Source organism: Herbaspirillum camelliae (assembly GCF_001929405.1).
GTDB lineage: Bacteria > Pseudomonadota > Gammaproteobacteria > Burkholderiales > Burkholderiaceae_D > Herbaspirillum > Herbaspirillum seropedicae.
The window spans coordinates 2,252,108-2,265,368 of record NZ_KV880769.1; the positions used below are offsets into that span (position 1 = coordinate 2,252,108).

General features: G+C 66.0%; 15 protein-coding genes. 14 read left to right on the forward strand and 1 reads right to left on the reverse strand.

Going from position 1 to position 13,261, the window contains the following annotated elements; genetic code table 11:
• The first annotated feature begins 32 nt into the window (after positions 1-32).
• Together BGK68_RS10040 and BGK68_RS10045 are read left to right on the forward strand one after the other, a co-directional pair.
• Positions 33-1,604, forward strand: a complete 1,572-nt coding sequence (locus BGK68_RS10040; RefSeq protein ID WP_075256982.1) for a class I SAM-dependent methyltransferase — start codon at positions 33-35, stop codon at positions 1,602-1,604.
• A 162-nt stretch (positions 1,605-1,766) separates the two neighbouring features.
• A complete protein-coding gene (locus tag BGK68_RS10045; RefSeq protein WP_233149281.1) occupies positions 1,767-2,186 on the forward strand; it encodes a hypothetical protein in 420 nt (139 codons plus the stop codon).
• 76 nt (positions 2,187-2,262) lie between these two features.
• Here the strand turns inward: BGK68_RS10045 and BGK68_RS10050 are convergent, their stop codons facing one another.
• The gene (locus tag BGK68_RS10050; protein WP_143433009.1) at positions 2,263-2,988 is read right to left on the reverse strand and encodes an RNA polymerase sigma factor; all 726 of its coding nucleotides are present in this window, start codon (positions 2,986-2,988) and stop codon (positions 2,263-2,265) included.
• 169 nt (positions 2,989-3,157) lie between these two features.
• Between BGK68_RS10050 and BGK68_RS10055 the strand changes: the two genes are divergently transcribed.
• The 12 genes from BGK68_RS10055 to BGK68_RS10110 all read left to right on the forward strand — a co-directional run bounded on the left by BGK68_RS10055 (position 3,158) and on the right by BGK68_RS10110 (position 13,205).
• Complete coding sequence (locus BGK68_RS10055; RefSeq protein ID WP_143433010.1) at positions 3,158-4,273, forward strand: hypothetical protein; 1,116 nt, start codon at positions 3,158-3,160, stop codon at positions 4,271-4,273.
• Positions 4,274-4,315: 42 nt separating this feature from the next.
• Complete coding sequence (locus tag BGK68_RS10060; protein WP_075256984.1) at positions 4,316-4,699, forward strand: hypothetical protein; 384 nt, start codon at positions 4,316-4,318, stop codon at positions 4,697-4,699.
• Positions 4,700-4,721: 22 nt separating this feature from the next.
• Complete coding sequence (locus BGK68_RS10065; protein WP_233149282.1) at positions 4,722-5,033, forward strand: hypothetical protein; 312 nt, start codon at positions 4,722-4,724, stop codon at positions 5,031-5,033.
• A complete protein-coding gene (locus BGK68_RS10070; RefSeq protein ID WP_075256986.1) occupies positions 5,030-5,485 on the forward strand; it encodes a hypothetical protein in 456 nt (151 codons plus the stop codon). Before BGK68_RS10065 ends, BGK68_RS10070 begins: the two co-directional genes overlap by 4 nt.
• Positions 5,463-5,762, forward strand: coding sequence for a hypothetical protein (locus tag BGK68_RS10075; RefSeq protein WP_075256987.1), 300 nt, complete (start codon positions 5,463-5,465; stop codon positions 5,760-5,762). The genes BGK68_RS10070 and BGK68_RS10075 overlap by 23 nt, the downstream gene beginning before the upstream one ends.
• A gap of 46 nt (positions 5,763-5,808) precedes the next feature.
• Positions 5,809-7,896: a type III secretion system export apparatus subunit SctV gene (gene sctV / locus BGK68_RS10080; protein ID WP_075256988.1), complete on the forward strand. Its 2,088-nt coding sequence runs from the start codon at positions 5,809-5,811 to the stop codon at positions 7,894-7,896.
• A gap of 208 nt (positions 7,897-8,104) precedes the next feature.
• On the forward strand, positions 8,105-9,004 hold the full coding sequence (locus BGK68_RS10085; RefSeq protein WP_143433011.1) for a hypothetical protein: 900 nt from the start codon (positions 8,105-8,107) through the stop codon (positions 9,002-9,004).
• Positions 9,005-9,090: 86 nt separating this feature from the next.
• Positions 9,091-9,537: a hypothetical protein gene (locus BGK68_RS10090; protein ID WP_232284899.1), complete on the forward strand. Its 447-nt coding sequence runs from the start codon at positions 9,091-9,093 to the stop codon at positions 9,535-9,537.
• Positions 9,538-9,636: 99 nt separating this feature from the next.
• Entirely contained in the window at positions 9,637-10,665 is a 1,029-nt protein-coding gene (locus BGK68_RS10095) for an FHA domain-containing protein (protein ID WP_075256990.1), read from the forward strand.
• Positions 10,659-12,041: a FliI/YscN family ATPase gene (locus BGK68_RS10100; protein ID WP_075256991.1), complete on the forward strand. Its 1,383-nt coding sequence runs from the start codon at positions 10,659-10,661 to the stop codon at positions 12,039-12,041. The genes BGK68_RS10095 and BGK68_RS10100 overlap by 7 nt, the downstream gene beginning before the upstream one ends.
• A 14-nt stretch (positions 12,042-12,055) precedes the next feature.
• Positions 12,056-12,550, forward strand: coding sequence for a hypothetical protein (locus BGK68_RS10105; RefSeq protein WP_233149283.1), 495 nt, complete (start codon positions 12,056-12,058; stop codon positions 12,548-12,550).
• A gap of 1 nt (position 12,551) precedes the next feature.
• Complete coding sequence (locus tag BGK68_RS10110) at positions 12,552-13,205, forward strand: hypothetical protein (protein WP_075256993.1); 654 nt, start codon at positions 12,552-12,554, stop codon at positions 13,203-13,205.
• Positions 13,206-13,261 lie beyond the last annotated feature (56 nt).

Below are 13,261 nucleotides of genomic sequence, written 5' to 3' on the forward strand. Positions count from 1 at the left end.
GCAGCGAGCCCTCTCAACAAGCGGAGAACGACATGCAATGGAGCAGCGGTTACGTGCACGGGATTGATTACCCGGTAGGATTTTTCCCGGAGCAGAGCCCGGTCCATCTCAGTTTCGCCTGCCTCGCGCAGGGTGTGGAGCCGGTCCCTCTGGACAGGGAATTCACCTATATGGAACTGGGCTGCGGCCAGGGCCTTACCTCCACCGTGCTGGCCGCGGCCAATCCTCAGGGGCGTTTCTATGCGGTCGATTTCTTGCCGACCCAGGTGCGCACTGCACAGGATATGGCCAGCGCCGCCGGGATCGATAACCTGACGGTGCTGGAATGCAGCTTCGAACAGATGGCGCGTGGCGAGATCGATCTGCCGGCCTTCGATTTCGTGACCATGTATGGCGTCTACAGCTGGGTCGATCGCACGAACCGGGGCCACATCCTCGACTTCCTGCGCCGCTACCTCAAACCGGGCGGCATCGTCTACCTGAACTACAACGCCTTGCCCGGCTGGAGCTCGGCCTTGTCGTTGCAGCGCATGCTGCGCGAATTCGGCCGCAACGACATGTGTGATCGCCAGGCCCAGCTGCATCAGGGCGGTGCGCTGGTGCGAGCGCTGTCGCAGGCCGGCGCCGCTGCCTTCGGCGCTGCCGAGGCCAACGGCCTGCGTCGGCGTCTGCGCGCGCTGGAGAGCGATGAGCCAGGCTACCTGGCGCACGAATATCTCAACCAGGGCTGGGATGCGCTGTTCTCCATCGACGTGATCCAGGACCTGGCGCAGGCCAAGCTGGACTATGTCGGTTCGGCCGAACTGGCCTACGGTTTTCCGGAGCTGTACCTGAGCCATGCGCAGCAATCGCTGCTGGCGCAGCAGCCCAATGCCGGGATGCGGGAGCTGGTGTGGGACCAGATCTGCAACAGCAGCTTCCGCGAAGACATCTACGTGCGTGGGGCGCGCCGCATGAGCCCGCATCAGCGCGACGCCTGGCTGGAGCGCTGCGGGCTGGCGCTGACCGAAGCACCCTCGCGCCTCACGCTGGAGCTGCCGCTGGCCATCGGCAATGTGCGTGCCGATGCACATACCTACCAGCCGGTGATGGAGGCGCTGTGCCAGCGTCCGCATTCGTTCGCCGAGCTGGCGGCATTGCCGGCGCTGCGCAAGCAGGGACGGGGATTGCGCGAGATCGCCTCGATGGCGATCTTGCTGTCGGCCTCACGCCAGGCCGCCCCCTTCTTCCTGTCCGCTGCCGCTCAGCCGCGCCAGCCGGCCCAGCGCCTGAACCGCCTCATCGCTGGCTGGTCGGCCCAGTCGGACTGCTTCCAGGCGCTGGCCTCGCCGCTGTTGGGCAATGGCCTGCCCTCGGGACTGTTGCAGCGGGTGGCGTTCGACCAGTTGTCGCAGGCGCAGTCGCAGCCGGAGCAATGGGTGCTGCCCATGGCGCAAGCCATCCATCGTCAGGGCACCCATCTCCAGCGCGGCGGTGCGCCGCTGTCCACGCGCGAGGAAATCCACGCCGAACTATTGGCGCTGGCGCAGGCCATCTGTGCGCAGCGCCTGCCGGTCTGGGCCAATCTGAACATGGCGCCGCACCAGGCGACATCGCCAGAATGAAGGCTCAGCATTAGCCTGCTTCAGGGACTTACAGGGGGTACCGGGTTACCGGGTTCACAGGGGAAACGGCCCGAAAGGGCCGTTTTCATTGCTAGAATGGCCCACATCTACCGGCGCCGCACGCCGCACAGGGGCGCCGCCCATCCAACCAGGATCACTACCGTGGACCAACAGCACGACGATATTTCCGGCCAGGAGGTCAAGCAATTGCTGCTCGACCTGATGCAGTATTGCGACCAGCAGACCGCAGCGCGCCCCGCGCTGGAATTGCAGATCGGCGAGATCTTCACCCGCACCTCGGTAGAACCGGCCGGGGTGGACCTCTATCTGTGCGTCACCGCCACCTTGCCTCCCGTGGGCGCGCCGGCGACCGCCTTGCTGACGCCGCCTGCGGCACTGGAGGCGGCGCCGATCAATTCCCTCGACTTCCTCTGGCACGCCGATGAAGGGCGCTATGTGCTGGTGCGCAAGGTGCCGTTGCGCATGCTCACCGATGAACGCAGCGTGATGGATGAGATCCTCGCCACGGCCGATCTGGCCGCCAGCTGTGCGCAGGAGATCGCCGCCGACGCCAAGTCCTGACCGGACTCTCGCTGCGCCGCCTGCATCGCCCCTGCGTTTGATCAGGATGACCCGGCATGCCGCCGGGCCTGCTCGCTCAACGTCCCTTGCCACGCCCCGCAACGCGGCGAGTCGCTGCCTTGTCATCGCCGTATTCCTGGCGCACGGCGGCACGCACGCGTGAGACGCGGGAGCGCACGGTGCCGATCGGGATATTCAGATGTTGCGCCGCTTCTTCATAGGTGGCGTCGCCGTCCAGCACTGCCTCGAAGGTATGGCGGATCTGCGGTGGCAGTTCGCTCAGCATGTCATCGACCTTCTGGGCGATCTGGCGCAGCTCATAGACCATCGCTGGGTCAGCGCTGGCGTCAACCAGCTGCTCCATGAAGTTTTCCTCGACCATCTCATAGCGATCGGCGCTATTGCGACGCACCTGATTGCGTGCCAGGTTCAGCCCGATGCCGAATAGCCATGTGGAGGGCTTGGACAAGCCCGAGAAGCGGTGGGCGCACTTGACCGCTTCGATGAAGGTGTTCTGCACGACGTCTTCGGCGTCTTCGTGGTTGCCCACGTAGCGCAGCACGAAACGCAGCAGATGGGTGCGATGCTTGGTGTAGAGCGCCACGATATCGATGGGCGCGGCGGCCTGTTCGGTAGCGGCCTCCGCCGGCACTGCAGGGGCGGCGATGTGGAGGGGGGCGCTGGCTATGGGGCTGCTGATGGTGCTGGAATCTTCGCCTTCGTCTTCAGATGCGGCGGCTTCCAGCTCGAAAGCATGGTGGGCGTCGGACTCGCTGGCTTGCATGTGAAATGCGGTGTGCATCGTGTTCTCCTTGGCAAATCAGGTGTGTGGGATGATCGAGCGCGGCCTGCTTGTGCGTTTTTTTCAGCCGCTGCTCGTCTGGCATGGGCGCAAGATATCAGCGGCCCGACGGCCCGCATGCGTTCGTTGAACATTCGTGAGACTTTGAAGAATGTTGAGGATTTGCCGCGTGCGACAGGGAACCGTGGCAGTGTCCTTTTCCCTTCTTCTGTGCTCCACCGCGCCAGGCGCGGCGATGGAACCTGCCGCCATGCCGCCGCCACCCAATGGCATCATGGCTTCCTTCAAACCATTCAATCCATCCATCGGCCAGCCGCAACCTGGCCAGGCCGGACAGGGATTTCCTCCCGGTCTCACGCCCACACGCGGCCCTATCCACAAGCCCCACACGGGACGGCAGGCGCCAGGTGGACTGGGCAATACCGAAGTCGTCCCCTTCGATGCGATCAACATGCCGGCTGGCGTGCGATCGCTGCCGTTCTCAAGAAAAACGCTGAAGCATTTTGTCGTGCCGGTGCAGCCACGGCAGCAGCGCGACCAGACGCCAGGGCGACGTGGACGATCCGAGAAGGGCGAAAAGAAGAATGGCGAGTCGGCGGCCTCGTTGCTGGACGCGCCCGTCGATCTGGCCACGCATGCCGAGGCCGCCTTCGATCCGAGAGACGTGCTAGAGCGCAAGCTGGGGCAATCGCGCGAAAAGGATCGCGAAGCCCGCGAAGAGGTGGAAAAGAAACTCAAGGAACATGCCGTGCTGGACGCCGTGAGCACCATGCTGCGGGCGCGGCGCGAGGTCGAGGCGCGCCAGCAGGGCGGCCTGCCGTCCACCGATCTGTTCAAGTCCAACAAGCTCAAGAATTCCGTGACCCAGATCCTGGGTTCACTGATCCGCAATCGCATGGGCGAGATCCGGGGTGAGTTCACCCACGTGCAAGAGGCGGCCGAGGTCGGCGATCCCAGCCTGGAGCCGCAGCGCGGCCTGCGTCGCGAACTGCGCATCATCATCGGCGCGCCGCGCGACAGCGAGGTCGAAACCGAATTGTCGGTGGCCGTCATGGCGCGCGCCCTGCAACGGCACGCGCCTGACTGCTTCAGCGAAATGGCCGACGTGATCTGCAGCCAGATGGTCGGCGCCACGCTGAACCAGGACAACCTGCGCAAGAACCCGGTACGCAACCGGGGCGCGTACGCCCTGGCCATTTCCGATAGCAAGTGTTTCATGCAGCTGCGCTCGACCCTCAGTGTGGCCAGGCAGCTGCTGGTGAACCTGTCCGAGATCAAGCCCTGAACCGCGGCGAATGTGCCGCGCTCATATCGATGAGGGGGAACCATGCATGTCAAGGTAGATGACGTCGGCCTGACCGTGATCCTGCTGACCGCCGCCGAAGCTGGCTGGGGCAAGGGCAAGGTGCCGCAGCTGATGGCGCAGATCGTCGATATCGGCGGCATCGACAAGAATGCCCGCGCGCGCGCCTATCGGCTGGTGCGCGACGCCATCGTGGAGTTGCCGCTGACGATCTGGGCGCAGGACAAGCTCAATGCGCGACGCGAATTGCTGGACGAACTGAACCGGCAGGTGACCGCCTTGCAGGCCGGCATGTCGAACTTCCCGACCCCGGAAGAATTGCGCGAAGACGCGTGGCGGCTGGAACTGGACGCCCTCTATCGCGCCGCCGGCGACACGCCGGCCCGCACGCCCTCGAGAAAAAGGTGAGTAGACGATGAAGGAATTGATCATGAGACTGATCGGCGAGGCCCGCATCCAGCAGGCTGTGGCCATGAGCCATGTGGACAACGGCATGCATGTGTTCGCCTATCCGTTGGAGGTGGGCATGTTGATCGCCCTGGGCGTGAGCGCCGAGGCGCCGATGCGGCCGGAGGATATCCTGCGCCGGCGCGGCGCTGAACTGCACCTCTTCGGCGGCTGGCTGCCGGCCTTGTTCAATGATGGCGGCATCTATGTGGTGCGGCGTCTGAGCTCGGAAGAGGAAGAGGGCGGCGACGAGCTCGACAGCCAGCTCGAGGCCGCGCTGGAGCTGCTCAATTGAACGCCCGCATTGCCTCCCCCGGCATTGGCCGGCAGTTGCCGGTCGATCCGGGCGAACTGGCCGAAATCCACAGCGCCGAGGCGCTGACGGCGCTGCAGAAGTCGCGTCCGCTGCTGTCCAACGAGGAAGAAGCCGCCTCGCTGCCCGCGCTGGAATTGCCGGTCGATCCACTGCAGCGGGTGCTCACCGAGTTGCTGGGACCGACGCTGACCTCCGACAATCCGGTCTGGCGCGGTGATCCGGTGCCCTCGCTGCGCGGCTTGCAGCGCCTGCTGGTCGCGCATTCCCTGACCCTGCCTGAAGGGACGGCGCGGGCGCCGCTCATGGACGCCCTGCGCCAGGTCGAACTGGCGGTGCGCATGCGCCTGCGCTGGTTGCAGATGAAGCACGCCGAAGCGCTTACTGGCGCAGCTGACACGGAGGCCGCGCATGCGCAAGAAGAGACAGCATGAGGGCATGCAGGCCGAGCTGGTCGCCGCGCTGGGCCTGGTGTGGGGACTGCTCAACGCCTACCAGTACGAAGAAGCCTATGCCTTGAGCCGCGGCTGCCTGCTGCTATGGCCGGACGATGAAAAGCTCCGGTTGATGCACGACTTCGCCGCCGCCGAAGTGCTGGAGCCGGTCGATCAGCAGCGCCTGCGCAGCATGCGCACGCCGCACAACGCCGCCTGGGTGGACCTGGTGCTGCGCCGGCTGCAATACGCCCAGGACAATCGGGCGCCGGCCTAGACGGCCCGATTCGCTACCGCCTCCAACCGATCACAAGGGAATCGCCATGAAAGCCATGGGCATCGTGATGCTGCTCAACAAATTCGCCATCCAGCTCGGCAAGCGCGCCGAATTGCTGGCGGCGGCGCTGGTCATCGGCATCGTCTTCATGCTGGTGCTGCCCATGCCGATCTGGCTGCTCGACATCCTCATCGCGATGAGCCTGTGCGCGTCCGGGCTGATCGTGGTGGTGGCCATGTACATGGCCGGGCCGACCGCCTTCTCGACCTTCCCGGCGGTGCTGCTGCTGACCACCTTGTTCCGCCTGGCGATCTCGGTATCGACCACGCGGCTGATCCTGCTGGAAGCCGACGCCGGCCACATCGTCGAGACCTTCGGCAACTTCGTCGTCGGCGGCAATCTGGTGGTGGGGCTGGTGATCTTCCTGATCCTGACGGTGGTGCAGTTCATCGTCATCACCAAGGGCTCGGAACGGGTGTCGGAAGTGTCGGCGCGCTTTTCCCTGGACGCCATGCCGGGCAAGCAGATGTCCATCGACAGCGACTTGCGCGCCGGCATCCTCACGCCCGAGGAAGCCAAGGCCAAGCGCGCCCACCTGGGCCAGGAAAGCCAGCTGCACGGCGCCATGGACGGCGCCATGAAGTTCGTCAAGGGCGACGCCATTGCTGGCATCTGCATCGTCGCCATCAACCTGATCGGCGGCATCTCCATCGGCATCATCCAGCGCGGCATGGATGCCGGCCAGGCCATGCAGGTCTACTCCATCCTCTCCATCGGCGATGCGCTGATTGCGCAGATTCCGGCGCTGCTGATCTCGCTGGGGGCCGGCATCATCACCACCCGCGTCAGCGATGATAACGAAGAGGGTGAAACCAACATCGGCCGCGACATCGTCGGCGAGCTCTTCGGCGAACCCAAGGCGCTGCTCACGGCAGCCGGGATCATGCTGCTGTTCGGCCTGATCCCGGGCATGCCGACGGTCATCTTCGTGGCGCTGGCCGTGGGCTTGTGCGTGGCCGGCGTGGTGGGCCTGCTCAAGCCGCTGGCCGACGCCGAGATGGCGCGCGAATCGGAGGAACTCGAACGCAAGAACGCCGGCATCGTCGATCTCACCAGCTTTGCCGCGACCACGCCCTTCATCCTGCGCATGAACGAGTCCATGCGCGGCAAAGCCGAAGCCGAGGTGATCCGCACGGCGGTGCGCATTATGCGCAACGCCATGCTGGAACGGCGCGGGATTCCCGACCTCAAGCCCATCGATTTCGAGTTCAGCAGCACGGTGCCGGAAGGGCGGGTGTTCTTCATGATGTCCGAGGTGCCGCTGGTGGACGCCGAGATCATGCTGGGCTGGAGCGCCACCAGGGAATCGCTGGAGCGGGTGCAGGAACTGGGTTTCCAGGGATTCGAACGCAATATTCCCGGTTCGCGTCGCCGCCGCGTCTGGGTCAAGACCGAAGACCCGGACAAACTGAGTGAGGCGGGCCTGCTGGCCGAGCCCTGGGAAAAGGTATTCGCCTCCGACATCGAAGTGGAGATGCTGCGCAACTGCCAGATGTTCGTGGGCGTCAACGAAGTGATCCGCTTCACCCGCTGGGCCGAGCGCCGTTATCCCGAGCTGGGCAAGGAAGTGGTCAAGACCGTCACCCTGCCGCGCCTGACCGAGGTGGTGCAGCGGCTCACCCGCGAAGGGGTGTCGTTGCGCAATGCGCGGCTGCTGCTGGAAACCACGCTGGACTGGGCGCCCAAGGAGCGTGATCCGGACGTCATCGCCGACTATGTGCGGCTGGCGTTCAAGCGCCAGCTCTGCTTCGAGGCCTCGCGCGAGGGACTCATCGAGGTGATCTTGCTGTCGCCGGAGCTGGAAGACCAGCTGCGCAACGCCATGCGGCAGACCAGCCAGGGCAGCTACCTGGACATCGATTCCGAACTGGAACAGATGATCCTGGACCGTCTCAACGAACTCTCGACCAATGTCAGCACGCCCATCGTGCCGCCGGTGCTGGTCACGGCGGCCGATATCCGCCGTTCCGTGCGCAAGCTGATCGAAGAGGAATTCTTCCCGGTCCCGGTGTTTGCATTTTCCGAGCTGACTCAGCACGCCAAGGTCAAGCCGGTGGGGATGATCGAGGTGTGAGCCCAGCGATGGCGATGGCGATGGCGGTGGCGGCGGTGGAACCGCACCGGCTGCGCCGACATTCATGAAGGAACCCAAGCGCAGCGCGACGGCATCGTCGCCTTCGCCCGCGCCCGCCTCTAGCGTGGCGCATTGCCCACCACCGTCTCATTGCGCCACCGGCGGCCCGGCGTCTGCGCCTGCCGTCGATGGTCGATAAGGAAGCATCATGCCTTCATTCGATATACACAACCTGTTTTCCAGTCTGCACGGCGTAGCGCCGCCAGAGGATCGCTCCAGCCAGTCGTCGCGCACCCCGCATGAGGGCGCGTCTCGACCGGGCGGGCAAGGGTTTGCCCGCATCGCCAGCAGATTCGAGGAATTCTTCTTGAAGAGGGGGGAGAACATCCTGGCCAGCCTGCTTGAGGCCCACTCGCCTGCCAGGGACACCGAGCGCGCCCTGAACGCCATCTTCCGCGGCGCCGGCTGGGATATCGGACAGTCTGCGCCGGTGTCGGGTCAGCATGCTGCCGCGCCTGCGCCACAGGACCAGGCCAGGCCGGCGGACTATTTCGGCGACCGTCTGCGAGAACGCTTTCGCGGTCTCTTCGACGATGTCATGCCTCCCAATCTGGCCGCGTTCCTGGAACAGCGGCCCCAGCAGATCACGCGCGAACTGGAACAATTCCGGACCGAGCTACTGCACCACCGCGAACACGGCGGCCCGCCTCCGGCGCCGCCGAGATCGCTGCCACGCCATCTGCATGCAGCGGTAGCCCAGCTCGATCCGCGCGATGCGCGGCAATACGCAGAAGACCTGCTGGAGATCGTCCAGGCCGATGGCGAGCTCCAGCAGCGCGCCAATCAGGCCACCATGCAGGGCGTGGGCCAGGTGCCGCGTCCGCGGCCGGGGCACGAGCATGGGCAAAGCGGTGGTCCATGGGAGCCCGATCTGGCCCCTGACGGTCAACCGCAGCCGCAGGAACCGGAGAGCGATGCTGGCGCGCCGGTGTACCCGCAGCCGCCGGCAGCCCCGCCACCCTCCTCGCCGACGGTCACCTATCGCCCGCCCACGGTGCAGTCCGACAGCGAAGGCGAGCGCCCGCCAGCACGTCCGCCCAAGATCTGAGCTCTGACAAGAAGCGTGGCATGGTCCGCCGGAGCTCAGGCATCCGGCGGCAAGCAGAAACAATCGTGGTGAAACCGGAGCATGAAATGATGAGCCTCTCAGCCAAACAGTTGCGCTCGCCGGATGCGGCGGCCCCATCGACGCAGCCGATGACCCATGACCAAGCCATGGAGATCATCGAGCGCGCCAGCAAGGACAAGTACCTCGCGCGCGATCTCGATCTGATGCGCGACAAATGCTACGCATTCGTCAGCGACATGATGGATGAAGTGACCAAGGCACTGGCCGAAAAGGAAAAGCACACGCCGGCCCTGCTCAAGAGCCGGCCAGAGCAGGCGGTGACGGCGATCTCCTTGCGCGCGACCGCGCAGAAACGCGAAGAGACCGCCCGCAAGCGCCGCGAACTGGCCGAGGCCATGGTGCTGGGTGCGCTGCTGAACATGGACAATCCCGACTGGGACCCGCGCAATCCGGCCACCCATCGCAGCAGCGACAATTTCTTCATCGCCTTGCTCAAGAGCGCCTTCCGGTAGGCGATGGAACCACCGTCCCGCCGCGCACACAGATAGCGCAGCATGGTGCGCGGCAAGCCTTGCCGCGCCCGGCATCCTACTGTCCGATGGAGCAAGATCATGCAAGAACTGCGCATTCTCAACGGCTATCACCGTGGCGCGACATTGCCGCTGGCCGATAGCGGCGAACGTATTCTGGGCGCACAGGAAGACGCCGACGTGGTGCTGGCCGATCCCGGCATCGTCGGGCAGCACGCCAGGCTGGCGTTGACGCCTGCGGGCTGGACCCTGACCGCGATGGACGGCTGCCTGCGCCGGGCCGACAGCAACCAGCCGGAGTCGGCATTGCAACTGGCCTTTGGCGAGCTGGCGCGCGCCGACCGCATCTGGTTGACCGTGGTCGATCAGGATGCGCCATGGACCGACCCGCCGCCGGAACCGGTCGATACGCCGCACTCGTCTGGCGGGCAGGAGGCCGCCCCAGCGGACCACGAGACTGCGTCCAGCGACGCACTGCCGCTGCCAGCCACGGATGAGGATGACCCGCACGCGCCTGCCCCGACGCCGGACGAGGCCACCGCCGCAGAGCCAGCCCCGGCGCGGCGCGCACGGGCTTATCGCATGGTCTTGCTGCCGTTCTTCATGGCTACCGCGCTGACCGGTGCGGCCGCCTACGCGCTGAGCAGCCATCCGGCGCCCGCCGATAAGCAGGCCCAGGCGCGCGCCGAAGAGCTCAAGCGTCTGGCGGCGCTGCCGCGCAAGCTGCCCGCAGCCGAGCTGGAAGCTGCGCTACGCAAGCGCCTGGCCGAGGTCGATCTGCTCTCCCGGGTGACGCTGGACCTGCGCGAGGGTGCATGGACCCTGCGCGGCGCCATGGGCGATGACGACGCCGAGCGGCTGCAACGCATGCTGCGTGATTTCTCCAAGGCCTACGTCATTGATTTTCCCATCGACGTCAAGATCGGCAGCCCGGAATCGATGTTGCCCTTCCGCATCGTTCAGGTGCTCAACGGCAGCGATCCTAGCATCGTCACCGATGATGGCCGCCGCCTCTACGTCGGCGACGAGTATCGCGGCGTGCGCCTGGCCGCAGTGGCCGGCAACCAGATCAGATTTACCGGCAAGCACGCCTTGAACGTGTCATGGTGAAGCGCGACGATGTCTTCCAGGCCGCGCTGGAGGGGCGGCTGGCCGCGCTGCGCGAGCGTCTGCCGGCCTGGCAGGCCGCACTGCCGCTGCGTCCGGGCTTCTTCAGCCAGGGCCGGGTCGCGCAGGTGCTGGGCACCTTGATCGAGGCGCATATGCCACCAGTGCAGATCGGCGAGCTGTGCAACCTGTTCAATCCCGAGCAGCCCGGCAAGACCATGCTGGCGGAGGTGGTCGGGTTCACCGACAAGGCCTCTATCCTCTCGGCGCTGAGTCCGCTGGAAGGCGTTTCCACCCGCACGGTGATCGAACCCTTGCGGCGTTCCCATTCGATCGAGGTCGGCGACCACTTGTTCGGCTGCGTGCTCGACGGCTTTGGCCGCTGGATGTTCCGGGCGCCGGCTGCGCAGGAGAATGTCGCCACCTGGCGCGCCATGTCGCCGGTGATCCGCGATGCGCCGCCCGCCACCAGCCGCCCGCGCATCGCCACGCCGCTGCCTACCGGCGTGCGCGCCATCGATGGACTGCTGACCATGGGCATGGGCCAGCGTATCGGCGTCTTTGCCGGGCCGGGCTGCGGCAAGACCACGCTGATGGCAGCCATCGCGCGCGGCTGCCAGGCCGAGGCTATCGTCTTCGGCCTGATCGGCGAGCGCGGGCGCGAACTCAACGAATTCCTCGACCACGAGCTGGACGCCGAACTGATCCGCAAGACCGTGGTGGTCTGCGCCACCTCCGACCGAACCTCGATGGAACGCTCCCGCGCAGCGTTCACGGCCACGGCCATCGCCGAAGGTTTCCGCGACCGGGGAATGAAGGTATTGCTGCTGGTCGATTCGCTCACCCGCTTCGCACGCGCGCAGCGGGAGATCGGCCTGGCCGCCGGCGAACCGCCGGCACGCGGCGGCTTCACGCCCTCGGTCTACACCATGCTGCCGCGTCTGATCGAACGTGCCGGCGGCACCCCCCAAGGGTCCATCACGGCCATGTATACGGTGCTGGTGGACGGCGAATCGAGCTCCGACCCGATCGGCGATGAGGCCAAGTCACTGCTGGACGGCCATATCCTGCTCACCCGCAAGCTGGCCGAACAAGGACATTACCCGGCCATCGACGTGCTGGCCAGCATCAGCCGCGTGATGAGCAACGTCACCTCGCGCGAGCATCGCCGCGCCGCCTCGCGCTTTCGTGAGCTGCTGGCGCGCTACCAGGAGATGGAATTGCTGATCCGGCTGGGCGAATACAAGTCCGGGGCCGACCCGGTGGCCGACCGCGCCATGGAGCTGCGCCCGGACCAACTGAGCTTCCTGCGCCAGGATACCAGCGGCAGCGCCGATTTCCAGGAAACGCTGGACACCCTGATGGAGATGGCCCAATGAGGGCAGGTGCGTCCATGGAAGCCGCATTCGGAAAGCCTGCGGGCAAGCGCGAAGTGGTCGATGTGGCTGAACCGAAAAGACCGGACCGCCGCCTGGACCAGTTGCTCAATGTGCGCAAGCAACGCCTTGGCCGGCTGGAGCGAGAGCGCAACGAAGCGCGCTCGTCGTGGCGCGTGCTGCGCGCCGACCTGGGCGAGAAGACCGACCAGTGGCGCCAGGCCAGGGAGCGCGCGCAATCCGAATGGATGGCTGCGCGGGCGGCATTCTTCGGCATGACGATCACCAACGCCGATTTCAAGCGCGCCAAGACAGCCTATGAACGCATGAAGATGGAGGCCGGCCAGATGCGCCTGGCCTGCGTGTCGCTGGCGCGCGCTTGCCGCCAGGCCGGGGATGACTATTTCATCGCCCGCCAGCGCGTCAAGGACGCCAACAAGCAGCAGGAAAAACTGACCGTCCTGCGCGACGAGATGAAGGCGCTTGCCATGGCGCAGAATGAACAGGCCTGATATGTCGGCTCCCCTCTTTCCCCTGTCCTTGTCACTGGTCGCCGAAGCAAGCCCCCTGCCTGCACCGCCGGCGCCCAAGCCGGCCAGGTTGAAGTTGCCGCCCAGGCCGCCCGTTGCGGCCTCCACCGCCGCAGAGGAGGCCAGAGCCGCGCCCAGGCAAGTCCAGCCGCAACGGGCGCAGCGCAATGCAGCGCACGCCCAGTCCACGCCGCGCGCCGCGCAGCGTGGGCCTGGCGAACGTGAGACGCGCACCGCCAGCGCCGAGCAGGAGCGCTCCCCTGGCGGGCTGCCCTTGCTGTTGACGGTGGACGGGCAGGGCGGACAGCGCGGGCAGGGAGGCGGCAGCGAGGGCGATGAGCAGAGTGGCGGCACGGGCGCAGCGGGTGTGCGTGGCGTGCCGGACGATGCGGGCGAGCTGGACTGCGCGCTGCTGGCCGAGGCCCTGCCGCCGGTCGGGGCCAGCGGCCTCTTCGAGGTGCTGCTGCCATGTGGTGCGCGGCTGGGCGTGGCGATCGACATCGGCCCGCGCTACACCTCCTTGCTGCTGATGCCTTCCACCGAACGCCTGCGGGCGCAAATAAAAAAGAAAAGGATGGAACTGGAAAACACGCTGGCGCAACGTATGGAGACCTCCGTCAGGCTGACGGTGTTGTAAGGGGCGGGCAGGAGCGGCGGCGTGATGCGGCCTGGCTGGCTGATCGCTCTGTCGCA